Here is a 20,653-nt window from a genome sequence, read left to right as displayed (position 1 = left end):
CACCACATTCCCCAGAAAGCCCTGGGGCATGTCCCGCCCATCGAGGCCATGAAAAGATGGTACGCAGAAAAACCGGAACTTTTCATAAAAGTGCCACGTAATCGTCCGGGACCTGACACGTAGGCCTCCTGTGTCGCAAAGCCGGTGTCCAGCGCCAAGCGGGCCAGCGGCATGGCCGCGCCCGAGGCATGGGTCCAGGTCTCGGCGAGCATCCCGCCCAGCGCCTTCCACACCGCATCCCGTGCGGTGTCGCCCATCAGCACCCGGTGCTCGATGAGCCAGGCCTCCTTGCCACGCCCGAAGGCCCAGACCGAGACCTCGATGCGGTCCTTCTGCACGTCGGCGCCGGCGGTGAGCAAGAGCCCGCCGGCGGGAATGGTGCCGATGGCATAGTCCTCGCGGCGCTCCAGCAGGCGTTGCCAGTCGGGCGCTTCGCCCTCCTCGACCCAGGTCTCGCCGAGCTCGGTGTTCTTGAAAGTCTTGATGGCAGCGGCCGATCCCGACTCTTTACTGACGGCGGCCTCCCACGCGGCGGCGATCTCGCGCCAGGCGCGCCAGCCCAGCGGGCTGTACAGCGACGACAGATGAAACCCCGCCGTCTTGCCCGAGCCTTCCGCCGTCGCGCGCCACTCGCCGTGCTCCAGCATCCAGGTCTTGTGGTGCTCGGCGATCGCCGTCTCGCACGATTCGCACACATACGCCGCCGTCTCGGGCCGTCCCTTCTCCCAACGCAGTTGCTCGAAACGCAGCCACTGCCGGTGCGAGCAATGCGGGCAGGGCACGAAGTAGCGCCGCTGGTCAGAGGCCTCGTACTCGCGCTCGATGGCCGAGGCGCCCGCGATCGTCGGCGTCGAGACGATGAAGATCTTGCGCCGCGCAAAGGTGCGCGTGCGCGCCTCGGCCAGCGAGATCGCATCGCCCTCCCCCTCGACGTCGAGCGGGTAGGCGTCCACTTCGTCGAGAAAGAGATAGCGCACCGGCATCGAGCGCAGGCCCACCGCGCTGTTCGCGCCGGTCATCACCAGCACGCCGCCACGAAACTCCTTGGCGAGGATGGTGTTGCCCGAGTCGCGCGAACGCGCCGGAGCGATGAGTTCGGAGAGCACCGGCGACTCCTCGATCAGCGGGTCGATGCGCTGCTTGGAGTTGCGCTTGGCCATCTCCACGGTGGGCCACACCGCCATCATCGGCCCGGGGGCGTGGTGGATCACGTAGCCGATCCAGTTCGAGCCGGTCTCGGTCGCGCCCACCTGCGCGCCCTTCATGAACACCACGCGCTCGATGGGCGAGGTCGGCGACAGGCAGTCCATGATCGCCTTCAGATACGGCGTGCGGCTGGTGCGCCAGCGCCCCGGCTCGCTCGAGGCCTTGCTCGACAGCACCCGGTGACGGTCGGCCCATTCGGAGACGGTGAGCAGCGGGTCCGGCGTGAGGCCCTCGCGCCAAGCGCGCTCGATGACGTCCCAGCCCTCATAGGCGAACTCGTCCATCAATCGACCCGAACCTTGAGTTCCCCGAGCTCGGCGAGGTGCTCGCGCACGGCGGCATCCAGGGCCACGTGCAGGGTGTGAGCCTCCACGCCGAGCCGGGCCGCCATCTGCGCCGAGATCCGCGCCGGCCAGTTGAGCCAGGCGTCGCGCTCCGTACGGGCGAGCTTGAACACATGCGCGATGGCCTGGTGGCGATCGACCAGTTCGCCCTTGAGGCGGGCCAGCCGCACCTTGTTGGTCTGCGCCTTGACCACCTCGTTGACCGTGCGCGCCTGCACGAGCGTGGTGCCGCCTGCGGGCAGGCCGGTGGCGAGGTTGGGGGCCGGATCCTCCGCCACCCGCACCTTCACGGTCCGGGAGCCCGTTCCCGCCTTCGGCGGCTCGGAGTTCCGGGTCCAGTCGCGGTCGGCCCGGTCTGGGTCGATGGTGCCGTCCGCCTCGGGCGTGATGCGCCCGGTGCGGATGGCCTTGTGCACGGCGGTGTCCGATACCCCACGGTGGCGGGCGTAGGCGCGAATCGAGATGCCCATGGCCCTCTTCGATCAAGTCATCGTCAGTTCTTGGCCAACACCCGCAGAAAACGCTTGGCTTCACGGGCGAACAGCGCGTTCATCACCTCACCCGATCACCCTGTACGAAGGAGCCGACCATGACCCTGCGCATCCGCCAACCCCAGGTCACCGACACCAACGGCAACGCCCTCGGTACCCGCCTGATCCGAATCGAGTTCGACGAGCAAGGCCCAGCGACCGTGATGCACGACGGCCAGCGTTACGACTTCACCGGCAAGACCGGCACCCACCTCAAAACCGGCTTGGCGGTGCGCGAGATGGCCACCGCGCGCGATGCGCGCCTGTGGATCAGCCTCGATGGCGAGCACCTGTGGGAAGACTGACTCGCGCCGATCCATCCCTATCCAGGAGCAGACCATGAGCACCATCACCCTGACCCCCGCCCAGCACGCGATCCTGGCCCATGCGCTCGAGCACAGCGACGGCCGAATCGACTGGTTCCCCGAGCACATCCAAGGCGGTGCCCGCCGCAAGGTGCTCGACGGCCTGGCCAACCGCGCCCTGATCGCCCGCCAGGGCGAGGTCTGGGTCGTTGCCGACGCAGGCTACGAGGCCTTGGGCGTGCCGCGCCCGGGTGCCCGCACCGCCCAGCGCCAGTCCTTCGTTGCGAAGCTCGATGCGGTGATCGCCCGGGCCGAGCAGGCGCAGACGGCGCGCGACGAGGCCGACCTGGAGGCGGCGGTGAACGCCGCCGAAGCGGCCTGGGCGCAGGATGCGCATCGCAGCGCCGAGCCCCGCCGCCCCCGCGCCCACAGCAAGCAGGCGCAGGTAATCGCGATGCTGCAGCGTCCCGAAGGCGCCACCCTCCGCCAGATCATGGACAGCACCGGCTGGCAGGCGCACACGGTGCGCGGCACCTTGGCCGGGGCGCTGAAGAAGAAACTGGGCCTGACGATCGTCTCCGAGAGATCCCCGGGCGGCGAGCGCGTCTACCGGCTTGCCTGAGTCGCGATGGGGCAGCACATCCCGCGCGGGCTGCCCTATCTGACCGGGTTCGTGATTCACTGCGCGATCGCCGACGAGTCGCTCGCCGCCTGATCGAAGGCCAGGCCATCCGCCTCGCGGGTGGCTTGCCGCCCCGTCCAGTCCTGCCAGCGCCGCACGATCACATCCACGTACTTCGGGTCGAGCTCGATCAGCCGCGCCACGCGCCCGGCCTTCTCAGCGGCGATCAAGGTCGTGCCCGAGCCGCCGAAGGGGTCGAGCACCACGTCGCCGGGGCGGCTGGAGTTGCGGATGGCCCGCTCGACCAGATCCACCGGCTTCATGGTCGGGTGCAGATCGTTCTTCGCTGGCTTCTTGATCTGCCAGACGTCGCCCTGGTCGCGGTCGCCGCACCAGTGGCGCGTCGCGCCTTCGGGCCAGCCGTAGAGGATCGGCTCGTACTGGCGCTGGTAGTCCGAGCGGCCCAGCGTGAAGGTGTTCTTGGCCCAGATGATGAAGGTCGACCAGTGCCCGCCGGCGGCGCGGAAGGCCGCTTGCAGCGTGTCCAGTTCGCTGGAGGACATGGCGACGTAGATCGCGCCTCGGGTGTGCGCCATGATCAGCGCCAGCGCATCAAAGAGGAAATCGTAGAAGCCTTCGCCCAGCGCATCGTTGAGGATGGGGCGGTGTTTGCCGCGCAGCTTGTCCTTCGCGCTGTTGGCGTAGTTCACGTTGTAGGGCGGATCGGTGAAGACCATGTCCGCCCGCTCGCCGTCCGGAAACAGGCGCGCGTAGGCCTCGGCGGTGGTCGCGTCCCCGCAGACCAGGCGGTGCGGCCCGAGTCGCCAGACGTCGCCCGGCTTGGACACCGGCTCTTCCGGCATCTCCGGGATGGCGTCGTCCTCCGTCCGGCCCTCGATCTGTGGTTCCTCATCGGCCAGCAGTTCTGCCAGTGCATCGGCGTCGAATCCGGTGAGATCGAGATCGAAGCCATCGTCCTGCAGCGCCTCCAGTTCGATGCGCAGCAGGGCATCGTCCCAGGTCGCGAGTTCCGCGAGCCGGTTGTCGGCGAGCACCAGGGCGCGGCGCTGGGTCGGCGTGAGGTGATCGAGCACCACCACCGGCACTGTGGGCAGGCCCAGCTTGCGCGCGGCGGCAAGCCGCCCATGGCCCGCGACCAGCACACCGTCGGCGCCGGTGAGAATGGGATTGACGAAGCCGAACTCCGCGATGGAGGCCGCGATCTGGGCGATCTGCTCGTCCGAGTGCTGGCGGGCGTTGCGCACGTAGGGCAGCAGCTTGTCGATCGGCCAGTGCTCGATGCGATCGGCCAGCCAGCTCATGCAGTGACCTCCGCCGTCTCGCCCAGCCGCTCGGCCGCCACCTCGTCGAAGGTCCGACCGCTGCCCTCCAGCACCGGCGCCGTGCCCGGGTGGTGCTGCAGCCAGCGGCGCAGCGCGACGTCCACGTACTCGGGGGCGAGTTCGATGGCGCGTACCGGGCGGCCGGTGAGTTGGCCGGCCAGCAGCGTGGTGCCCGAGCCCGCGAACGGCTCGAAGACGATCTCGCCCGCGTCGGTGTAGGCCTCGATGAAGAACTTCGGCAGGCCCAGCGGGAATACGGCCGGATGGTCGATGCCTTCACCGATGCGGCCGCGCTGGCGCGTCACCTCGACGACCGAGTCTGGGATGCGGAACGCCTGCGTGGGCTGTCCGGCATGGTTCCAGGCGCCGACCTTGCCGTCCTTGCCGCGCATCGCGGTGGACGATCCGTCGGCGCGCAGGTGCGTCTCGTGCCCGGCCCACTTGCAGGGCACGATCTTGTTCGGCTTGCGCGAGCGTCGGTTGAAGTGGAAGACGAACTCGTGCCGGGGCGCCAGCCGCCCGGCCCAGTCGCCGGGCACGGTCACCGACTGGTCCCAGACGTACCAGCCAAAGCGCCGAAAGCCCTGCGTGCGCATCCATGCGATCCAGCCGTCCCAGTACGGCTGCCACTCGTTGTCGCGATGCACGAGCCCGAGGTTGACCAGGATTTGCGCGTCCTCGCGCAGTGCCGCGCGGGCAGCGCCGAACACGCCCTGCATCAACGCGTCCCAGTCCGCGATGCCGCCGGTGGTGTAGTCGCGCTGGTTGGCATACGGCGGGCTGGTGAAGAGCAGGTGCGCCCGCTCGCCCTCGAGGAGGCGCGCGACGGCGGCCGCGTCGCGGCTGTCGGCGCACAGCAGTCGGTGTTCACCGATCAGCCACAGATCGCGGGGGCGTGTGACCGCCACCGCGGGCGGTGTGACGTCGTCCTCGTCCGCGTCGCCTTCCGGCGCACGCTCGTCCTCATCGGCGGACGGTTCCGTCTCCTCGATGTGGTCGAGCAGGCCTTCGATCTCGGAGGCAGAGAAGCCGGTCAGGTCCAGATCGAAGCCGGCGTCGGCCAACTCCGCGAACTCCAGCGCCAACATGGCCTCATCCCAGCCGGCATCGAGCGCGAGCCGGTTGTCGGCGATCACGTAGGCGCGCTTCTGCGCAGGCGTCAGGTGCGCAAGCTCGATCACCGGCACCTCGGCGAGCCCCAGCTTGCGTGCGGCCAGCAGCCGGCCGTGACCGGCGATCACACCGTGCTCGCCATCGACCAGGATCGGGTTGGTCCAGCCGAACTCGGCGATGCTGGCGGCGATGCGCGCGATCTGCTCGTCGCTGTGCGTGCGCGGATTGCGGGCGTAGGGGATCAGCGTCTCGACCTTGCGGTACGTGACGGCGAGCGTGTCCAGAATCGGTGCCTCGGAAACGAAGAAGCCCGCCGACGGCGGACCGTGGGCGGGCTGGGGGTGTCGGGGAGAAGGTCTCGGGCTGGAGGGCTGCAAACCGCAAACCCTGCAAACCTCGGTTTGCACCCTGACGCTATCGAAGCGCCGCGCTCGCGCCCCCCGCATAGCTGGGTGCCCAGGAAGGACCCGTGGATGGCTGGACGGCTTGCTTGACCGTCGCCGCTGTCCAGTCCAGACCTTAGCCGAGATACTACCCTCGGACCGGCGGATTTGTTGCACCTGTGCGCACGCCCGGTTTCGCATCCAACCCCAAACCGCGAGCAGCCGAGTGCGGCGTTAATCGGCGTTGCGCATGGCTTTGGGAGTGGTGCTTCGTCCTGCCGCTGCGCTGGCACCTTGTTGCGTGGTGTTTAGGTGGTTCGCGACAGTCTGCAACGCCCGCTGCCACCGCCGCCACGCCGTGGTCCGGTCGCAGCCGAAGCGGGCGCAGATGTCGCGCCAGCGGTGGCGCTCGGCGCGCATCCATACCAGGTGGCGTTCCTCTTCCTCCAGCCACAAGACCCAGCGCATGGTCTCGAGCATGCGCTCGATGGCCTCGGGGCTGGGCGGGAAGCGCCGGATCGTGGGTTCGGCCCCCAGCGTCTCCCAGGGCATGCGGCGGATCGCGGGCCAGGTGTTGAAGTAGCCCTGCACGCGCACGGGCGGCAGGCGGTGGGCGGTGATGGCCGCCTCCCGGAAGCGTTCGGCCACCCGCTCGACGGTCCACTCAGCCATGGCGCGCCTCCCGTGCGCCGTAGAGCCGCTCGCCGATTCGGCGGATCAGCTCGCGTTCCATCCCATCGAGCCGGTCGTCCTCCAGGGAGACGACGAGCAGGCGTTGCTCGCGCCAGCCGCGGCGCTTGACGGCTTCCACGTCCATCGGCTCGGGCTGCAGGCGCCCCAGCGGGCAGCGGTAGCGAGGGGTCGGGATGTCCATCTCACGCCTCCTGCGCCGCGTCGTGCTGCTGGATGGCCCAGTGCAACAGCGCCAGGGCGTCGGCCTCGTCGTCGTCCGCCGGGGCGTGGCCCCGCGCACGCACGGCCGCCATCATCTCGTCCTTGCTCGCATTGCCCTTGCCGGTGGCGTGCTTCTTGATCGTGCCCACCGGCACGCCCTGGTAGGGGACGCCGTGGTGCTCGCACCAGGCCGTGAGCGTGGCCAGGAACCCGCCGTAGGCGTGCGCGGCATCGGTGGAGACGTGGCGGCGCACTTCCTCGAAGTACAAAAACTGAAGTTCAGAAACCGATGTCTGAATTTCAGAAATCCAACGGCCAAAGCGCAGGTAGCGCATGCCGCCGCCTTCGAAGCGCTGCGGCTTGAAGGATTGGCTGCCGCTGGTGATTCGCCCCGTGCGGTCGCGCAGCGCCCAGCCGGTGGTGGTGCCCAGGTCGAGGGCCAGAATCGTTGCTGTCATCGTTGCAGTCCTTCGTTCGTGTTCTCATGCCGGTGACCGAAGGTGACCGCCGTGGGGAATATCCCTTCCGCCCGCGCGCGCGTACGCGCGTAAAGCGATTCAATCCCTGGGCCAGTCACCTTCGGTCACCGTGGGTGGTCAGTCGTCGCGGTACGGGAGCCGTACGCCGGAGTCCTTGGGCTTGAGCGACAGGCCCGCCAGGGCCTTGACGCCGCCGTGGATGCGCGTGCGCTCGAAGCCGCGGTTGGCCAGTTGCTGCGCGAGCCAGCGGCTTGTGCCCACGTACTCGCCGCGCCGGCCGGCCCAGTCCTGCCAGCGCTGGAACACGTCGGCCACGGCCACGCGGGCCTGCGGGTGGCGCTGCGCCTCTTCGTCCAGGAAGTCGCCGACAGCGTCCTCCTCGTCGAAGTACTCGGCGGTGGCCGACACCACGCTGGCCGGGGGCCGGAGCCCCTCGCGCTGCCAGGCCAGACAGCCCTGCACCGCCCAGGCGAGGATCCCGTCGCGTTCGGCCAGGAGCTTGTCGGTGAGCCCGGCGTCGCGCCGCTCGGGCGGGATGGTCACGGTGAAGGGGATCAGGTGCAGCCGGCGCTTCATCGCCTCGTCCACGTTGCGGATCGCGGGCTTGTGGTTGCCGGCGATGACCAGCTTGAACTGGGGCGTGTACTCGAAGAAGTCCTGGCGCATGAAGCGCGCCGAGACCTTGTCGCCGCCGGTGATGGCCTTGACCTTGGACTCGTTCCAGCGCCGGCCCTGCTCGGTCTCGATGGAGGAGACGAAGCGCGCCCCGCGCAGGCCCGCGAGATCGGTCGGATGCCGGTCGCCGCGCGCCTCCATGAAGGTGTCCATCGGCGCGCTGGTGGCGTAGTCGCCGAGGATCGTGGCCAAGGTGTTCACGAACACCGACTTGCCGTTGGCGCCGGTGCCGTAGAGGAAGAACAGCGCATGCGCCGCCGTCGAGCCGGTGAGGCAATAGCCCACCATGCGCTGCAGGTAGGCCTGCAGGTCGGTATCGCCCCCGGTGACGTCGGCCAGGAACGCCCGCCAGCGGGGACAGTCGCCGCGGGGCGTGGCGGTGGCGAGCTTGGTCATGCGGTCGGCGCGGTCGTGGGGACGCAGCCGCCCGGTGCGCAGGTCGACCACGCCGCCCGGCGTGTTGAGCGCGAACAGATCCGCGTCCCACTCCTGCGAGGTGGAGGCGTGCCGCCGGTCGGTGCGCGCCAGCCGCTCCACGCCGCCGACCGTGCTGCTCGCGGCGAGCTTGGCCGCCAGCCGGTGGGAGTCGGCCTTGAGGGCGGCCTCGCGGCAGATCGCCCGGATGAGGTGGTGCACCAACAGCGTCTCGTCCGCCTGCCAGCGCCGGCCGTCCCACACCAGCCACTTGCCCCAGGCGGCGCAGTAGCGCCAGTCTTCGCTGTAGCGGCTGGTGAAGCTCAGCGCCAGCGCGTCGTCGGTGGCCCAGACGGAAGGCTCCTGCGTGGGCTGCCCAAGTGCTGGCTTGATGCTCATCCGCGGGCCCGAGGCGATGAAGGCGGCGACGTCGAAGCCTTGGGCGACGGCGTCGGCCGCGTCCCACCCTTCGGGCTTGTCGTCGGGCGGCAGCAGCACGTCGCAGGAGGCGGCGCCGGCGGCCAGCGCGGCCTGCGCCGCGGCCATCGCGTAGTCCCAGCCGGGTTTGTCGCGGTCGGGCCAGAGGAGGACGGCCTTGCCGGCGAGCGGCGACCAATCGGTCTTGTCCACGGGCGCATTCGCGCCGTGCATCGCGGTGGTGGCGCACACGCCGGCGTCGATCAAGGCCTGGGCGCACTTCTCGCCCTCGACCAGCACGACCTGGGCGGCGTTGTGGATCCCCGGCTGGTTGTACAGCGGCCGCGGCTCGGGCGGAGCCATCTTGCGGCGGCGCGCGTCCCAGGGCCGGAACTCCTTCTTGCGCCCGGGCGGGTCGTAGCGGTAGACGACGGCGATGAGCTGCCCTTGTGCGTCGAGGTAGTCCCACTTGGCGGTGGCCGGACCCAGGTCGTCGACCGGGGTCTCCTTGCGGCGCCTGCGCGCCGGGGCCGCGGGGGCTCGGCCGACGAGGTCCTCGGCCAGGTCGAGGACGCGGGCGAAGTCGCCCTGCACGTCCACGCCGTAGTGGCGGCCGATCAGGTGGAACACATCGCCGCCGGAGCCTTCGGCGCGGTCGGTCCACAGTCCCGCCTTGTCGCCGTCGAGCACGACTTCCAGGCTGTCCCCCGGGCTGCCGAGCACGTCGCCGATGACGAACTTGCCGCGGCGCTTCTTTCCAGCGGGGAACAGGGTGAACAGCACCGACTCCAGCCTCGCGAGCAGCGCGGCGCGCACGGCCTCGCGGCGTTCGGACGCCGGGATCTCGGGCGCGGGTGCGGTGTCATTGAAGTCCAGCATCCGACTCCTCCTCGTGCCCTGCGTCGGCCGTGAGCAGGGCTTGACGTTCCTCCATCCACGCCATCAGTTCGGAGAGCTTGAAACGCAGCAGCTTGCCCACCCGGTAGTGCGGCAGGCGCAGACGTCGGCGCTCCTTCGCGTGCGTGAGCCAGTAGTGCGGCAGATTGAGCGCCAGTGCCGCCTCGCGTGCGTCGATCAGGCGCTCCCCGAGCACCGGGTGCAGCGGTGTCTCGTTCATGCCGCGGCCCTCCAGCACCGGTCCTGCCACGGACACATCCGGCACTCGACATGGGTGGGATCGGAGAACGAGCGCGGCAGCAGTTCGCCCGCCTCGGTGGCCGTGATGACCTTCACGGCCCGGTCGGACATGCGCTGCGCCAACGCCGCATCGAACGGCACCAGCTCGGCGTGAATCTCCATCGTGTCGGCGTTCACCGCCGTGAACAGGGCCGGGTGCGCGTGCAGTTCGAGATAGGCCTGGTAGAGCGCGACCTGGGCGGCGTAGACGGGCTTGGCGACCGCGAGGCGATGTCTCTCCAACTCGCGCCACGATTTGGCGCCCAGGCACTTGTTCTCCCACAGCGCGGGATAGCCGGCCCCAAAGCCGAGGTCGGGCCCGGCGACGAGCACGCCATCGACGTGGCCCTGCAGGCGCCCGTCCAGCGCCGAGAAGCCGAATTGCTCCTCCGCGTCGTTACGCGTGCGCAGATCGAAGCCCGCCGCGCGCAGCCATCCGACCATGCAGTCCTCGATGAGGTGGCCGCGCTCGAAGACGCGCAGCATGCGGCCGTCGGTCTCGCGACCCGGATCGACCGGAGCGTCGGCGAACTCGTACTGCAGCGCGCGCTCGCACGCGGCCCCGAGGCGCGAGGCGCCCAGGTACGCGCGGCGAGGCTGCGCCGCGCGAGACTGCTGCAGCCCGGCGTCGATCAGCGCCGTGAGCTGACCCGACAGGCTCTTGGAGGCGTTGAAGTCCATCATCGCCGCGCCTCCTTGGGTGCTGCCGTGCGTGCCGTCTGCGCTTGAGCCTTCGGCTCCTCCCACGGCAGATCGTCCTCGAGGTCGGCGAAGGGGTCGGACACCGGGTCTTTCAAGCCCCGCACCGGCGGATACTTGGTCGCCTCGTGGTGCTCGACCATCGCCTCCGTGTAGCAGGTGACGATGGCGTCGATCACCTGGAGCGCCTCGGCCTCGGAATACTCGCCCAGCGGCTTGGCAAAGCCGATCTCGCCCGCGACCTCGCCGAAGGCCTTGAGGCACTTCTTCATCGCGGCCAGTTCGACGTCAGACGGGTCGATCATGGCCACCTCCGTCTTGGGCGTGCGTCCTTCCTGCACCCGCAGCCACTGACCGTAGAGCGCATGAAACACCTGCTGGCAACGCCGCGAGCAGAACACCCAGTCGATCGGATAGCGCCGGGCGTCGCCCACCGGATGCCGGAGGTCCGAGTGGCCGTAGCCGCGCGCCTGTCGTTTGCAGACCCAGCACTTGCCGCTCATTGCATTCGCTCTCGCCTTCGGCTTCGCGAAACTTCGCTTCGCTCGTTTTCATCGCCCCTCCTCTCACTGCGCCCAGGCGGGCTTGCCCGGCACGGCGGGGGGGTGCGGGTTGACGGGCGGCGTCGTGCGCGGCGGGGTTGCTGCGGCGGGCGCGCCGGTGGAACCACTGCCGGGGTTCTTCGGCGGCAGCCCCATCAGGCGGGCGTAGTCCGGGTGGTCGGGCTCGACGGCGTTTCGGATGACGTTCTTCAACTCGCCGCGGCCGTCCTTCTCGATGTCGATGCGGGCCGCAAACTCGATGCCGTCGAGCTCGTGGAAGCCCTGGATGCGCCGCGCGGCGGCGGCCTGCGGGCTCATGTCCTGCGGATGGACGTTGCGGGCGGAATTGAGCACGGCGCGCACGAAGCTGCGCCCCATCTGGCCCCAAGCCGGGCCCTTCGGGGAATGCAGGCCGATGTTGCTCCAGAGCTTGCGCTTCGCGTACTCGCCCTCCAGCACCACGAACTCGGCCGCCAGATAGACCGAGCCAGTTTCAAAGCTCTGCGTGGCGTAGCCGCCGGTCCAACCCTGGGCCGGGTCGTCAAAGCCCCCGGGCTTGAGCGTCATGCGCACGCGGGCGAGCGTGCCCTTGGGGATCAGGTCGAAGCTGGGCTGCTGCTGCGCGTCGTTGAAATCGCACCAATCGGTCATGGCTTACTCCTTGGATGTCGGGATTCGAGTGGCGGCGGCGCACTTGTCGATCAGCGCGCGCAGGTTCGGCGGCTCCAGCAACTCGAGCTGGCCGGAGCGGTCCTTGGCCGGGACGCCGTAGGGGTTCAGCGTGTGGCAGACGAAGGCGCGGTAGGACGATCCGTCCTCGGCCTTGATCTCGGCCAAGGTGACCACCTCGTCGACGATGCCGGGCAGTTCCGCGGCGGTCTTGGCGCCCTCGATCTGCGGCACGAAGACCTTGCGGTTGAAGTCGTCCAGGCGCTCGTCGAGGATGGCCACGAACACGACGTGCTTGCCGCGCGCGTGCTGCAGATGGGTCAGCGCCCCGATGAGTTCCGAGCCGAGCAGGCCGTAGGCGCCCCGGGTGTCGGGCTTGCCAGTGCGCTCGCTGTAGGCCTGCGGCTGGGTCTTGGCCCAGACGAGCGCCAGGCGCGCGAGTACCGTGATCGAGTCGACGAAGTAGGTGTCGTACTTGGCGAGTTGACCGGGATCGCCGTAGCGCTCGCACACATGCCGGTAATGCGCCTCGGAGTACGGCGCATCCGCCGGCAGCGCCGGGTTCGGGCCGGCCAGGAACACCACGAGATCGCGGAACTCCGGCCAGGTGGTCGGGCGCACGCAGTCGCCGCGCCAGTCCTTGACGGCCAAGTCGCCGGCCTCCAGATCGACGAACAGGGTCGATCCTTCCGGCAGCGTCTTGAGCTGGCTGGTCTTGCCGATGCCGCTCTTGCCCAGCAGCACGAGCTTCACGCCCTGCTTCTCGCGCAGCCGCTGGTCGGCGGTGATGATGGGAAGGGCCATCACGCCACCTCCTTCAGCCGCTCGGCCACCAGAGGGTTCCAGAGGATCTGGTAGCCGCTGTGCCCGTTGCGGGAGTACGGCATCGCCTCGGCCCAGGCCTCGCCGGCCTCGGTCAGTTCCCACTCGTCGCGTTCGTTGCGCAACTGCAGGCCGTGCGCGGCCAGGCACTGGTTGGTGGCCTTGGCCGACAGGCCCAGCAGCCTGCCGAGCTGGGTGGCGTTGAGCGAGCAGATCGCCTCGTTCGCCGCAGTGTCCCGGGCAGGAAGGGCGCGGCGCAGCGTCTCGACCGCCAAGCCCGTGTTCTCCTGGATGCAGGTGAGCGTGGCCGCCATCGCGATGCCGGGCTTGACCCCCGGCACCTTGGCCACGGCCTCGCCGATCAGCAGCAGAGCGGCGACGCGGTCCTGGGTGGGTGCCGGCAGGGTCGGGCGTGCACTTGGCACCGTGTAGCTGCCCGTCTTGCGGATCGCCGGCAGCACCTCGTGTGTCACCCAGCGCTTGAAGTGCTTGGCCTCGCGCTTGCGGCTACCCAGCACCAGGCTGTACAGCCCGGGCTCGTTGACGACGTTGACCTGGTCATTGCCGCGCGAGATGCCCTGAATCGAGATCAGGGCTTGCTCGTCAGGGTCCAGCCGCGCCAGGGCGCGGGTGGTGTTCGGCAGTTCAAGAACCGCGCACACATCCGCCGCGACGAACCACGGTTCGCCTTGGGCATCCGTGACGACCCGGACCGGACGGCCTTCGAAATCAAACGGGATCAGTTCGGTGCTCATGGATCACTCCTCCGAGACGAGGGCCAGCCGGAACGTGGGCTTGCCGGGCTTGACGGTGCGGGCGGCCTCGAACCCGGCGCGCAGTGCCGGCGGCCAGTTGGAGAAGCGCGATTCCGAGACGGAGTACTCGACGTCCAGGTAGTCCTCGACCTTCTCGCCGGCGGCGGCGATGCGCCGGGCGATGGCGGCCAGTTGCGCCTGGTCCCAGGACACGCGCTTCGGGACCTCGACCGTCACGCGAAGCAGCCCGTCCTTCAGGTGCACGACGCCGAAGTCCTTGCCGGCCTCGAGGCGGGCAGCACGGGCCTGCTCGCCGTAGGCGGATTCGAGTGCGGCGTCGAACTTCGCGCGGGCCTGCTTGAGCCAGGCGAGCGCTTCGTCGAGGTTGCGGCTGATCTGCGCCTTCTGGGCGGGCGGGAGTTGAGCCAGCTGGCCGACGGACATCGCGGCGATGTCGGCGGGGTAGAGGGTGAGGTCGCTCATGGCCGCCCCCTCACTGGTATGCCCGAGCGAAGGTCGAGTAGCGCGAGACGCGCCGCTCGAAGGCCTCGACGTCGCTGATCAGGTAGGTGACGCGTGCGCCCAGCTTGCAAAAGACCGGGCCCAGCTGCTCCTGCCGCCAGCGGCGCAGGGTGTGGACGGACAGTCGCCAGCGGGCGGCGAGTTCGAACTCGTTGAGCGCGACCGGCGTCGTGCCTTCGGGTGGTGCCGGATAGAAGTTCCGGGGGGATCGAACAGATGCAGGGTGTTTCTGCATGGCGGGGCTCCTTCTGTTTGGGAGCCCTCATTGAATTGCCCGGCGCTTTGGGCTTGGGCGAGTGCTTTTTAGGCGATCACGGGGCGCGGCCCGACCGGTGGCGAGCCAGGCATGCGCCTTAAGTCTTTGATTTGTATGGTCAGAACAATGTCTTTTCGGTTATTGCGATTTCGTTTGTTTCGTTTACAATGACCCCTATCGCATCCGATCCGACCAGGAGAGCCCCATGACGACCCCCACCATCCCCAATGCGCTGCCCTCGGCCGAGGACGTCGCGCTGGCTCGGGAATCCGGGCGCGTGCTCTCGACGGTGCTGCAAACGCGCGCCGAGACCCAGCAGATCGACTTCCACGACGACAAGGGCGCCGTGCGCTCAGTGACGCTGCCGACGACGGCGCTGCGGTTGCTGCTGGACGTGCTGACCGAGATCGGCCAAGGCAATGCCGTCACCGTCATCCCCATCCACGCCGAACTGACCACGCAGGAAGCGGCCGACCTGCTCAACGTCTCGCGGCCCTTCCTCGTGCAGTTGCTGGAAAAAGGCGAGATCCCGTTCCACAAGATCGGCACGCATCGTCGGGTGCGCTACCAGGACGTGATCGCCTACAAGCACCGGATCGATGCCGAGCGCCGCAAGGCCCTCGACGAACTGGCCGCGCAGGCCCAGGAACTCGGCATGGGGTACTGAGCGGATGAGCTCGCACTTCACCGTCGTCTACGACGCCTGCGTGCTCTATCCCGCGCCCCTGCGCGACCTGCTGATGCATCTGGCGCTGTCGGACCTGTACCGGGCGCGCTGGAGCGACAGGATTCACGACGAGTGGATGCGCCACGTGCTGGCCAGCCGTCCCGATCTGACTGCCGAGCAACTCGAGCGCACGCGGCGGCTGATGAACGCCCACGTCCGCGACTGCCTGGTCACCGGCTTCGAGTACCTGATTGCCTCGATCGAGTTGCCCGACCCCAGCGACCGCCATGTGGTGGCGGCCGCCATCCACGCCGGCGCCAGCCTCATCGTGACCTTCAACCTCAAGGACTTCCCGCCCGAGGCGCTCAAGCCCTACAACCTCGCGGCGCAGCATCCGGACGACTTCATCGTCGATCTGCTGGATCTGCACCCGGCCGGCGTGCTCGAAGCAGTCGCCCGCCACCGCCGCAGTCTGAAGAACCCGCCCAAGTCGGCGGACGACTACCTGGACACCCTGCTGGCGCAGGGGCTGACGCAATCGGTGGCGGTGATGCGCCCATGGGTCATGGCCATGTGAGGCACCGCGCTGTATCGGAGGGAGCATGGGCAAGAAGACCCTGACCAACGCACACTGTCTGCTGGAGCTGGTCGAGCGCGTGCCGGCCTCAGTCCTCAAGCTGTTCGCCGGCCTGCCCGAGTGCCTGGGACTGCAGCGCGGGTTTGATTGGACGCAGCCCGACGAGGGGCTGAGCGCTGCCCTCATCGAGCACATCAAGCACCTGCGCAAGGAGCAGCGCGATCCGGCCGAGCGCGAAGCCTTGCGGGTGCTGCGCCTGAGCACCGCACGCGGGGCCGCCATCCTCGCCACCGTCGCCGAGCAGCTCTACGACGAGGACCTGCTCGCACGGTTTCGTGCGCAAGAAGGCGGCGAGGTCGGTCGCGCGGTGTGGATGCGCACGCACAGCGAGGCCTCGATCAAGCTCTTCGACACTGCCGAGTCCATCGTCAACACCCAGGACCTGAAGGGGCTCAAACGCCTGCACGACGCGTTCGACGTGCCTGGCGAGGCGCCGCCCTTCCTGTGGAACGATGAGGTCAAGGACCGGCTGGAAGCGCAACTCACCGAGGCGATGCGGCTGGCCGAGCCCTGCGAGGTCATCCACGTGGCCATGGAGGAGCCGAACCGGCAAGGCCAGACCCAGGCGACACACTACCTCGTGGTGCGTTTCGCCGGCGATCAGGTGGCCGCGGTGGAGATGCGCAACCGCCAGCGCAAGAGCTTCTTCTACTTCCCGGCGCGCGACGCCACCCTCATCTACGCGCCTCATCGTGGGCTCGTCGAAGTCTTTGCCCCGACGCTGGGCACCCGTGCGCCGCTGGCCAACGTGCTGTCCCGGCACGGCTTCAAGGCCCCCTTGTCGAACCGTCCGCTGGACCGCTCGCGCTACGACCTGTCGCGCTTTGCGCGGCCACTGAAGGACACCAAGCCGCGCATCGACGGGGGCCGCATCGAGCGGCTGTATCTGACCGAAGCCAAGGCTTTGCTTGGGCATGCCACGGACGCCGTCACGCTGCACATCGACAGCGGCGCAGAACTGCACGAGGTGATCGACGAGCGCTGGGGCAACCACCCCTTCGCGCAGCCTGGTGCCTTGCTCGGTGTGACCCTGGTGGCCGAACTGGTGTTCGAGGGGGAGACGGCGGCCACCCCGCTGGCCATCGTGCTGGCCGAGCCCGGTCGCTGCAGCCTGGCTGGCGAGAAAGACCAACGCCTGCGCCGCGCCGGGATGCAACTGCTCGAGGCCCTGGGGGTGCGCAAACCGCTGCACCCGGGCTGCGGGCGGGACGATCCGAGCCTGATCGCGCAGGTGGCCCGGCTTCTGGAGAGCGCCAGCAGCCCGATGGACGGCTTCGCACTGCATAAGCTCGGCATCGACATCGAGCGGCTGCAGGACGAAGGCATCCTCATCGAAGGCGAGCGCATCGCCGAGCTGTCGGTCCCCGTCGACGAAGGCGAGCCGATGAAGGTGGTGCTCGAACGCTGCGCCGATGCCGACACCGTGCGCTACCGCGATCCTCTGACGGGCAACGACGTGGTCCTGCCGGCCCGTCTCGCCCGGCGCTGGAAGGTGCAGCTGGACTGGTTGCGCGAGGAATTGATCACGGCGCTGGGATCGGCCTTGAAAGGACCCCGCAGTCGGCACTTCGACGACGAGCCGGTGTTCCTTGGCGAGATCGACATCGACGGCCATGCCGTGGCGCTGTACTTCGCCTCCAGGATGTCCCACGAGCGCGCGTACGCGAAAGTCGACGCTGCGCTGAGGCTTCGTCCGCGCCCGGTGGCGGGCGTGGTGTTGACGACGACCTCGACGCCGCTGCCATTCGCCGGCACCAATGTCGTCATTCCCATCGAGGATGTGCTCGCCGATGCGGGCAACGGCAGCGCCATCGACCTGGACCGGCTGAAGGTGGCCTATCGCCACGGGCAACTGGCGGCCATGGGCGGGTCGACGGTGACGCTCAAGGTCGCCCCCGATGGTCACGCGGCGACGCTGTACCTTCCGGGCAAGGCGCCGTGGCGGGTCACGGGCAAAGCAAGGATCGCCGTCTTGCAGCGGCTGGTGGAGGCCTGGGCCGCAGGAACGCCCCACGTCAACACGAAGGCGCTGATGGCCGGCACGGGCTGCACGTCTCCGGCCAACCTCTTCACCGGCAAGCACTCGCCCTGGCGCGACTATCTCGAAAGGGTCCCAGGCACGCGGGCGTGGCAGCTGAAGCTGACCCCACTCGATCGAGTGATCGTCGATGACAGCGACACGCGCAGCGCTGCGATCGAAGCAGTCACCGAAGACGTCTGACCGCCGTTGAGGCGTCAGCGCGCCGCGCCGATTGATCGGCGTTGCGATCCGCTTCGGAAATCTGCGCACATCATCCCTGGCGGTTTCGATTCCCTGGAGCCGTCATGAGAAACCTCGAACTTGCATCTCCGGCAGAGATGAGCGCCAGCGCCCGTGCTGGCGAAATCACCACCATCCTTGCGGCCGCCATCGTCCGTACCCTCGGGTCTTCCGGGCTGGAACAGAGCGCGGTTCGCCTTGGCTTCTTGCCCGACCAGCGCGTTCATACAACCCCCTCTCAACAGGAGAAGTTGTGATGAACGAGAAACAAGCTTCCGTCGCGGCGCGGATCGCCGAGCTGAGTCACCTGCCGATGGCCGAACTCTGGGTGCTCTGGGATCGGTACTTCGAGCGGCGCCCGGAGTTTCCGAACCGCACCCATGTCGAATCCCGTATCGCCTACAAGCTGCAGGAAGAAGCCTTCGGCGGACTCGCACCCGAAACGCGCCAGCGCCTTGAGGCCATCGGCGCGAAGCACTCCAAGATCAAACTGCGCGCGCGCCCGCGCAAGTTCGACTTCGCACCGGGCACCGTGCTGCTACGCGAATGGGGCGAGCGCGAGCACCGGGTGACGGTTGACGCCGATGGTCACTTCGAATACGAAGGCCGCCGCTTCAAGAGCCTGACCGCCGTGGCGCGGCACATCACCGGCCAGCATTGGAGCGGCCCGCTGTTCTTCGGCCTGAAGGGAGGCGCCTGATGACGGACATCGCCTCCACCAAGGCGCGCAAGCGCTGTGCGGTCTACTGCCGGGTGTCGTCGGACGAGCGGCTCGACCAGGAGTTCAACTCCATCGATGCGCAAAAGGAAGCCGGGCACGCCTTCATCGCCAGCCAGCGCGCCGAGGGATGGATTGCGGTGGCCGACGACTACGACGACCCCGGCTACTCCGGCGGCAACACCGAGCGCCCGGCCTTGAAGCGCCTGATGGCCGATATCCAGCGCGGGCTGATCGACATCGTGGTGGTCTACAAGATCGACCGCCTGACGAGGAGCCTGGCCGACTTCTCCAAGATGGTCGAGGTGTTCGAGCGCCACGGCGTGTCCTTCGTCTCGGTCACGCAGCAGTTCAACACCACGACCTCGATGGGGCGGCTCACGCTCAACATCCTGCTGTCCTTCGCCCAGTTCGAGCGCGAGGTCACGGGCGAGCGCATCCGCGACAAGATCGCCGCGGCCAAGAAGAAGGGGCTGTGGATGGGCGGCGTGCCCACCATCGGCTACGACGTGGTCAATCGCCAGTTGGTGGTCAACCCCGCCGAGGCGGCGGTGGTGCGCCGCATCTTCGAGGAGATGTTGACCATTGGCTCACCCACGCAGATCGCAGCGCGCCTGACCGCCGAGGGCATCACGACCAAGGCGTGGACGACGCAGGACGGGCGGGTGCGGACCGGCACGCGCATCGACAAGAAGTACATCCACAAGGTGCTGCGCAACCGCATATACCTCGGGGAGTTGTCGAACCGGGGCCAGTGGTACCCCGGCGTGCACGAGCCGATCATCAAGCGCGAGCTGTGGGACCAGGTTCACGCGGTGCTGGCCCGCGACAGCCACGCGCGGTCGGTGGACACCAAGATCCGCTCGCGCAACGACGCGCTGCTGCGGGGGCTGCTGTACGCGCCGACGGGCGAACGCATGTACCCCACGTACTCGCGCAAGAACGGCCGCAAGTACCAGTACTACGTCTCCAAGTCCGAGAGCCGCTTCGGCGCGCCGGGCAAGAGCTACGAGCGCCTGCCCGCCCGCGAGATCGAGGCGGCGGTCGTGGCCCAGATCCGCACCGTGCTGACCAGCCCCGAATCCATCGCCGCCGTCGTGCGCCACATCCAACGCCAGGGCGCACCGATCGACGAGGCCACGGTCGTGATGGCGATGGGGCGCCTCAACGACGTGTGGGATCAGCTCTTCCCGGTTGAGCAGCACCGCATCGCCAACCTGATGATCGAGCGCATCGATCTCGTCCACACCGACGAGATGCAGGGCATCCGGGTGAAGTGGCGCGAACTGGGCTGGGACGCCTTGATCGGCGAGTTCGCGCCCAGGAGCATCGGCGCCGAGCTGCTGGAGGTCGAGGCATGAAGGACGGGACGCTCGAGACCTTCGTGCCGCTGACCCTGCGGCGGCGCGGCGTGCGCCGGCTGGTTCAGCACCAGGCCGAGGACCGGGACGCGCACGACAGCACGCTCATCGAAGGGATGGCACGGGCCTTCCACTGGCAACGGCTGCTAGACAGCGGCGCGATGCCCAGCGGCTCGGCCATCGCGCGTGCCGAAGGGCTGCACCACTCGGTGGTCAACGAGCTGCTGCGCCTGACGCTGCTCGCGCCCGACATCGTCGAGATGCTGATGGCCGGGCGGCAGCCACGCCGGATGAGCCTGATCTGGTTCCAGCGCCACCCGCTGCCGGTGGACTGGGCGGCCCAGCGCGAGATCGTGCGGCGCTTCGAGGAGAAAGCGTGAGCACGAAGCACCGGGGACGCATCGAGGGAGCGCCGGTCACCCAGAAACTGCCGACGCCGGCGGGCGGCGTGAAACTGGAAACCTTCGTGCCCTGGCGGCTGGTGCAGCGCTGCATCCGGCGCGCGGTGATCGCGCCGCCCGGCGCACCGAAAGGTGTGGAGGTTCACTCGACGTGGGCCGGCCCGGCGCGCACCGAGGCCAAGGACACGGCGTTGATGCGCGCGCTCGGGCTGGCGCACCACTGGCAACGGCTGCTCCATGAGGGGCGGGTGGCGTCGGCGGCCGAGATCGCCCAGGCCGAAGGGCTGGATGTATCCAAAGTGCATCGCCTGATGCGGCTGACGCTGCTCGCGCCCGAGGTGGTCGAGCGGCTGATCGGATCGCCCGACCTCGCCGTCGAGAAGGTGCTGGGCCGCCCCTGGCCTTACGGCTGGCGCGAGCAGGTGCGGTTGCTTGACTGAGGC

Annotated in this window: 25 protein-coding genes and 2 pseudogenes; 11 read left to right on the top strand and 16 right to left on the bottom strand. The window is 68.7% G+C overall.

Annotated features, from left to right (window positions below):
• A pseudogene (locus tag EPD82_RS12205) lies at window positions 1-123 on the top strand (IS481 family transposase); the annotation flags it as partial.
• Here the strand turns inward: EPD82_RS12205 and EPD82_RS10395 are convergent.
• Both EPD82_RS10395 and EPD82_RS10390 read right to left on the bottom strand, forming a co-directional pair.
• A pseudogene (locus EPD82_RS10395) lies at window positions 120-1,490 on the bottom strand (phage terminase large subunit family protein); the annotation flags it as partial. The pseudogenes EPD82_RS12205 and EPD82_RS10395 overlap by 4 nt on opposite strands.
• Window positions 1,490-2,020 (bottom strand): hypothetical protein, encoded by a 531-nt coding sequence (locus EPD82_RS10390; protein ID WP_019562352.1) that lies wholly within the window; start codon window positions 2,018-2,020, stop codon window positions 1,490-1,492. The gene EPD82_RS10390 and the pseudogene EPD82_RS10395, both read right to left, overlap by 1 nt.
• Before the next feature lie 119 nt (window positions 2,021-2,139).
• Between EPD82_RS10390 and EPD82_RS10385 the strand changes: the two genes are divergently transcribed.
• Window positions 2,140-2,385, top strand: a complete 246-nt coding sequence (locus tag EPD82_RS10385; RefSeq protein WP_019562355.1) for a hypothetical protein — start codon at window positions 2,140-2,142, stop codon at window positions 2,383-2,385.
• 34 nt (window positions 2,386-2,419) lie between these two features.
• Window positions 2,420-3,007 carry a DUF3489 domain-containing protein gene (locus tag EPD82_RS10380; RefSeq protein ID WP_055424144.1) on the top strand — a complete coding sequence of 196 codons (588 nt, stop codon included), beginning with the start codon at window positions 2,420-2,422 and terminating at the stop codon, window positions 3,005-3,007.
• A 56-nt stretch (window positions 3,008-3,063) separates the two neighbouring features.
• Here EPD82_RS10380 and EPD82_RS10375 read toward each other — a convergent pair whose 3' ends face one another.
• The 14 genes from EPD82_RS10375 to EPD82_RS10310 all read right to left on the bottom strand — a co-directional run bounded on the left by EPD82_RS10375 (window position 3,064) and on the right by EPD82_RS10310 (window position 14,145).
• Window positions 3,064-4,329: a site-specific DNA-methyltransferase gene (locus EPD82_RS10375; protein ID WP_141056604.1), complete on the bottom strand. Its 1,266-nt coding sequence runs from the start codon at window positions 4,327-4,329 to the stop codon at window positions 3,064-3,066.
• Window positions 4,326-5,747 (bottom strand): site-specific DNA-methyltransferase, encoded by a 1,422-nt coding sequence (locus tag EPD82_RS10370; protein WP_141056605.1) that lies wholly within the window; start codon window positions 5,745-5,747, stop codon window positions 4,326-4,328. The genes EPD82_RS10375 and EPD82_RS10370 overlap by 4 nt, the downstream gene beginning before the upstream one ends.
• A 333-nt stretch (window positions 5,748-6,080) precedes the next feature.
• The gene (locus EPD82_RS10365) at window positions 6,081-6,518 is read right to left on the bottom strand and encodes a DUF6362 family protein (RefSeq protein WP_206202275.1); all 438 of its coding nucleotides are present in this window, start codon (window positions 6,516-6,518) and stop codon (window positions 6,081-6,083) included.
• On the bottom strand, window positions 6,511-6,720 hold the full coding sequence (locus tag EPD82_RS10360; RefSeq protein WP_054284883.1) for a hypothetical protein: 210 nt from the start codon (window positions 6,718-6,720) through the stop codon (window positions 6,511-6,513). The genes EPD82_RS10365 and EPD82_RS10360 overlap by 8 nt, the downstream gene beginning before the upstream one ends.
• Window position 6,721: 1 nt before the next feature.
• Complete coding sequence (locus EPD82_RS10355) at window positions 6,722-7,198, bottom strand: crossover junction endodeoxyribonuclease RuvC (protein ID WP_055424139.1); 477 nt, start codon at window positions 7,196-7,198, stop codon at window positions 6,722-6,724.
• Window positions 7,199-7,336: 138 nt separating this feature from the next.
• Window positions 7,337-9,604 carry a phage/plasmid primase, P4 family gene (locus EPD82_RS10350; protein ID WP_141056603.1) on the bottom strand — a complete coding sequence of 756 codons (2,268 nt, stop codon included), beginning with the start codon at window positions 9,602-9,604 and terminating at the stop codon, window positions 7,337-7,339.
• Window positions 9,588-9,842 carry a helix-turn-helix domain-containing protein gene (locus EPD82_RS10345; protein ID WP_054284959.1) on the bottom strand — a complete coding sequence of 85 codons (255 nt, stop codon included), beginning with the start codon at window positions 9,840-9,842 and terminating at the stop codon, window positions 9,588-9,590. Before EPD82_RS10345 ends, EPD82_RS10350 begins: the two co-directional genes overlap by 17 nt.
• A complete protein-coding gene (locus tag EPD82_RS10340) occupies window positions 9,839-10,585 on the bottom strand; it encodes a PD-(D/E)XK nuclease family protein (RefSeq protein WP_141056602.1) in 747 nt (248 codons plus the stop codon). Before EPD82_RS10340 ends, EPD82_RS10345 begins: the two co-directional genes overlap by 4 nt.
• Window positions 10,582-11,103, bottom strand: a complete 522-nt coding sequence (locus EPD82_RS10335) for a DUF6511 domain-containing protein (RefSeq protein ID WP_141056601.1) — start codon at window positions 11,101-11,103, stop codon at window positions 10,582-10,584. The genes EPD82_RS10340 and EPD82_RS10335 overlap by 4 nt, the downstream gene beginning before the upstream one ends.
• 63 nt (window positions 11,104-11,166) lie before the next feature.
• A complete protein-coding gene (locus tag EPD82_RS10330; protein WP_141056600.1) occupies window positions 11,167-11,793 on the bottom strand; it encodes a hypothetical protein in 627 nt (208 codons plus the stop codon).
• Between the two features lie 3 nt (window positions 11,794-11,796).
• Window positions 11,797-12,615 (bottom strand): ATP-binding protein, encoded by an 819-nt coding sequence (locus tag EPD82_RS10325; protein WP_206202274.1) that lies wholly within the window; start codon window positions 12,613-12,615, stop codon window positions 11,797-11,799.
• Window positions 12,615-13,388 carry a BRO-N domain-containing protein gene (locus tag EPD82_RS10320; RefSeq protein ID WP_141056598.1) on the bottom strand — a complete coding sequence of 258 codons (774 nt, stop codon included), beginning with the start codon at window positions 13,386-13,388 and terminating at the stop codon, window positions 12,615-12,617. The genes EPD82_RS10325 and EPD82_RS10320 overlap by 1 nt, the downstream gene beginning before the upstream one ends.
• 3 nt (window positions 13,389-13,391) lie before the next feature.
• Window positions 13,392-13,871: a hypothetical protein gene (locus tag EPD82_RS10315; protein WP_141056597.1), complete on the bottom strand. Its 480-nt coding sequence runs from the start codon at window positions 13,869-13,871 to the stop codon at window positions 13,392-13,394.
• A 10-nt stretch (window positions 13,872-13,881) separates the two neighbouring features.
• On the bottom strand, window positions 13,882-14,145 hold the full coding sequence (locus EPD82_RS10310; RefSeq protein ID WP_055424131.1) for a MerR family transcriptional regulator: 264 nt from the start codon (window positions 14,143-14,145) through the stop codon (window positions 13,882-13,884).
• Between the two features lie 226 nt (window positions 14,146-14,371).
• Here EPD82_RS10310 and EPD82_RS10305 point away from each other — a divergent pair, with 226 nt between their 5' ends.
• From EPD82_RS10305 to EPD82_RS10270, 8 genes are all read left to right on the top strand, one after another.
• The gene (locus tag EPD82_RS10305) at window positions 14,372-14,833 is read left to right on the top strand and encodes a helix-turn-helix domain-containing protein (RefSeq protein WP_004869856.1); all 462 of its coding nucleotides are present in this window, start codon (window positions 14,372-14,374) and stop codon (window positions 14,831-14,833) included.
• Between the two features lie 4 nt (window positions 14,834-14,837).
• A complete protein-coding gene (locus EPD82_RS10300) occupies window positions 14,838-15,410 on the top strand; it encodes a PIN domain-containing protein (protein WP_141056596.1) in 573 nt (190 codons plus the stop codon).
• A gap of 25 nt (window positions 15,411-15,435) precedes the next feature.
• Entirely contained in the window at window positions 15,436-17,691 is a 2,256-nt protein-coding gene (locus tag EPD82_RS10295) for a hypothetical protein (protein ID WP_141056595.1), read from the top strand.
• Between the two features lie 104 nt (window positions 17,692-17,795).
• Window positions 17,796-17,987: a hypothetical protein gene (locus EPD82_RS10290; protein WP_024890398.1), complete on the top strand. Its 192-nt coding sequence runs from the start codon at window positions 17,796-17,798 to the stop codon at window positions 17,985-17,987.
• Window positions 17,987-18,430 (top strand): DUF2924 domain-containing protein, encoded by a 444-nt coding sequence (locus EPD82_RS10285; protein WP_019562251.1) that lies wholly within the window; start codon window positions 17,987-17,989, stop codon window positions 18,428-18,430. Before EPD82_RS10290 ends, EPD82_RS10285 begins: the two co-directional genes overlap by 1 nt.
• A complete protein-coding gene (locus tag EPD82_RS10280) occupies window positions 18,430-19,809 on the top strand; it encodes a recombinase family protein (RefSeq protein ID WP_141056594.1) in 1,380 nt (459 codons plus the stop codon). Before EPD82_RS10285 ends, EPD82_RS10280 begins: the two co-directional genes overlap by 1 nt.
• Window positions 19,806-20,189, top strand: coding sequence for a hypothetical protein (locus EPD82_RS10275; RefSeq protein WP_004869841.1), 384 nt, complete (start codon window positions 19,806-19,808; stop codon window positions 20,187-20,189). Before EPD82_RS10280 ends, EPD82_RS10275 begins: the two co-directional genes overlap by 4 nt.
• Window positions 20,186-20,650 (top strand): hypothetical protein, encoded by a 465-nt coding sequence (locus tag EPD82_RS10270; protein ID WP_055424126.1) that lies wholly within the window; start codon window positions 20,186-20,188, stop codon window positions 20,648-20,650. Before EPD82_RS10275 ends, EPD82_RS10270 begins: the two co-directional genes overlap by 4 nt.
• The last annotated feature ends 3 nt before the right edge of the window (window positions 20,651-20,653 follow it).

It is taken from the genome of Tepidiphilus succinatimandens, assembly GCF_006503695.1.
In the GTDB taxonomy this organism is placed as follows: domain Bacteria; phylum Pseudomonadota; class Gammaproteobacteria; order Burkholderiales; family Rhodocyclaceae; genus Tepidiphilus; species Tepidiphilus succinatimandens.
This window is presented reverse-complemented; position numbering and strand designations above follow the sequence as displayed.

Excerpts from the sequence above, each read along its gene's own strand:
- EPD82_RS10290 (WP_024890398.1), top strand. The coding sequence starts at position 17,796 with ATGAGAAACCTCGAACTTGCATCTCCGGCAGAGATGAGCGCCAGCGCC.
- EPD82_RS10285 (WP_019562251.1), top strand. The coding sequence starts at position 17,987 with ATGAACGAGAAACAAGCTTCCGTCGCGGCGCGGATCGCCGAGCTGAGT.
- EPD82_RS10295 (WP_141056595.1), top strand. The coding sequence starts at position 15,436 with ATGGGCAAGAAGACCCTGACCAACGCACACTGTCTGCTGGAGCTGGTC.
- EPD82_RS10325 (WP_206202274.1), bottom strand. The coding sequence starts at position 12,615 with ATGGCCCTTCCCATCATCACCGCCGACCAGCGGCTGCGCGAGAAGCAG.
- EPD82_RS10385 (WP_019562355.1), top strand. The coding sequence starts at position 2,140 with ATGACCCTGCGCATCCGCCAACCCCAGGTCACCGACACCAACGGCAAC.
- EPD82_RS10315 (WP_141056597.1), bottom strand. The coding sequence starts at position 13,871 with ATGAGCGACCTCACCCTCTACCCCGCCGACATCGCCGCGATGTCCGTC.
- EPD82_RS10335 (WP_141056601.1), bottom strand. The coding sequence starts at position 11,103 with ATGAGCGGCAAGTGCTGGGTCTGCAAACGACAGGCGCGCGGCTACGGC.
- EPD82_RS10345 (WP_054284959.1), bottom strand. The coding sequence starts at position 9,842 with ATGAACGAGACACCGCTGCACCCGGTGCTCGGGGAGCGCCTGATCGAC.
- EPD82_RS10355 (WP_055424139.1), bottom strand. The coding sequence starts at position 7,198 with ATGACAGCAACGATTCTGGCCCTCGACCTGGGCACCACCACCGGCTGG.
- EPD82_RS10390 (WP_019562352.1), bottom strand. The coding sequence starts at position 2,020 with ATGGGCATCTCGATTCGCGCCTACGCCCGCCACCGTGGGGTATCGGAC.
- EPD82_RS10310 (WP_055424131.1), bottom strand. The coding sequence starts at position 14,145 with ATGCAGAAACACCCTGCATCTGTTCGATCCCCCCGGAACTTCTATCCG.
- EPD82_RS10305 (WP_004869856.1), top strand. The coding sequence starts at position 14,372 with ATGACGACCCCCACCATCCCCAATGCGCTGCCCTCGGCCGAGGACGTC.
- EPD82_RS10365 (WP_206202275.1), bottom strand. The coding sequence starts at position 6,518 with ATGGCTGAGTGGACCGTCGAGCGGGTGGCCGAACGCTTCCGGGAGGCG.
- EPD82_RS10340 (WP_141056602.1), bottom strand. The coding sequence starts at position 10,585 with ATGATGGACTTCAACGCCTCCAAGAGCCTGTCGGGTCAGCTCACGGCG.
- EPD82_RS10280 (WP_141056594.1), top strand. The coding sequence starts at position 18,430 with ATGACGGACATCGCCTCCACCAAGGCGCGCAAGCGCTGTGCGGTCTAC.
- EPD82_RS10360 (WP_054284883.1), bottom strand. The coding sequence starts at position 6,720 with ATGGACATCCCGACCCCTCGCTACCGCTGCCCGCTGGGGCGCCTGCAG.
- EPD82_RS10320 (WP_141056598.1), bottom strand. The coding sequence starts at position 13,388 with ATGAGCACCGAACTGATCCCGTTTGATTTCGAAGGCCGTCCGGTCCGG.
- EPD82_RS10330 (WP_141056600.1), bottom strand. The coding sequence starts at position 11,793 with ATGACCGATTGGTGCGATTTCAACGACGCGCAGCAGCAGCCCAGCTTC.
- EPD82_RS10375 (WP_141056604.1), bottom strand. The coding sequence starts at position 4,329 with ATGAGCTGGCTGGCCGATCGCATCGAGCACTGGCCGATCGACAAGCTG.
- EPD82_RS10350 (WP_141056603.1), bottom strand. The coding sequence starts at position 9,604 with ATGCTGGACTTCAATGACACCGCACCCGCGCCCGAGATCCCGGCGTCC.
- EPD82_RS10300 (WP_141056596.1), top strand. The coding sequence starts at position 14,838 with ATGAGCTCGCACTTCACCGTCGTCTACGACGCCTGCGTGCTCTATCCC.
- EPD82_RS10380 (WP_055424144.1), top strand. The coding sequence starts at position 2,420 with ATGAGCACCATCACCCTGACCCCCGCCCAGCACGCGATCCTGGCCCAT.
- EPD82_RS10275 (WP_004869841.1), top strand. The coding sequence starts at position 19,806 with ATGAAGGACGGGACGCTCGAGACCTTCGTGCCGCTGACCCTGCGGCGG.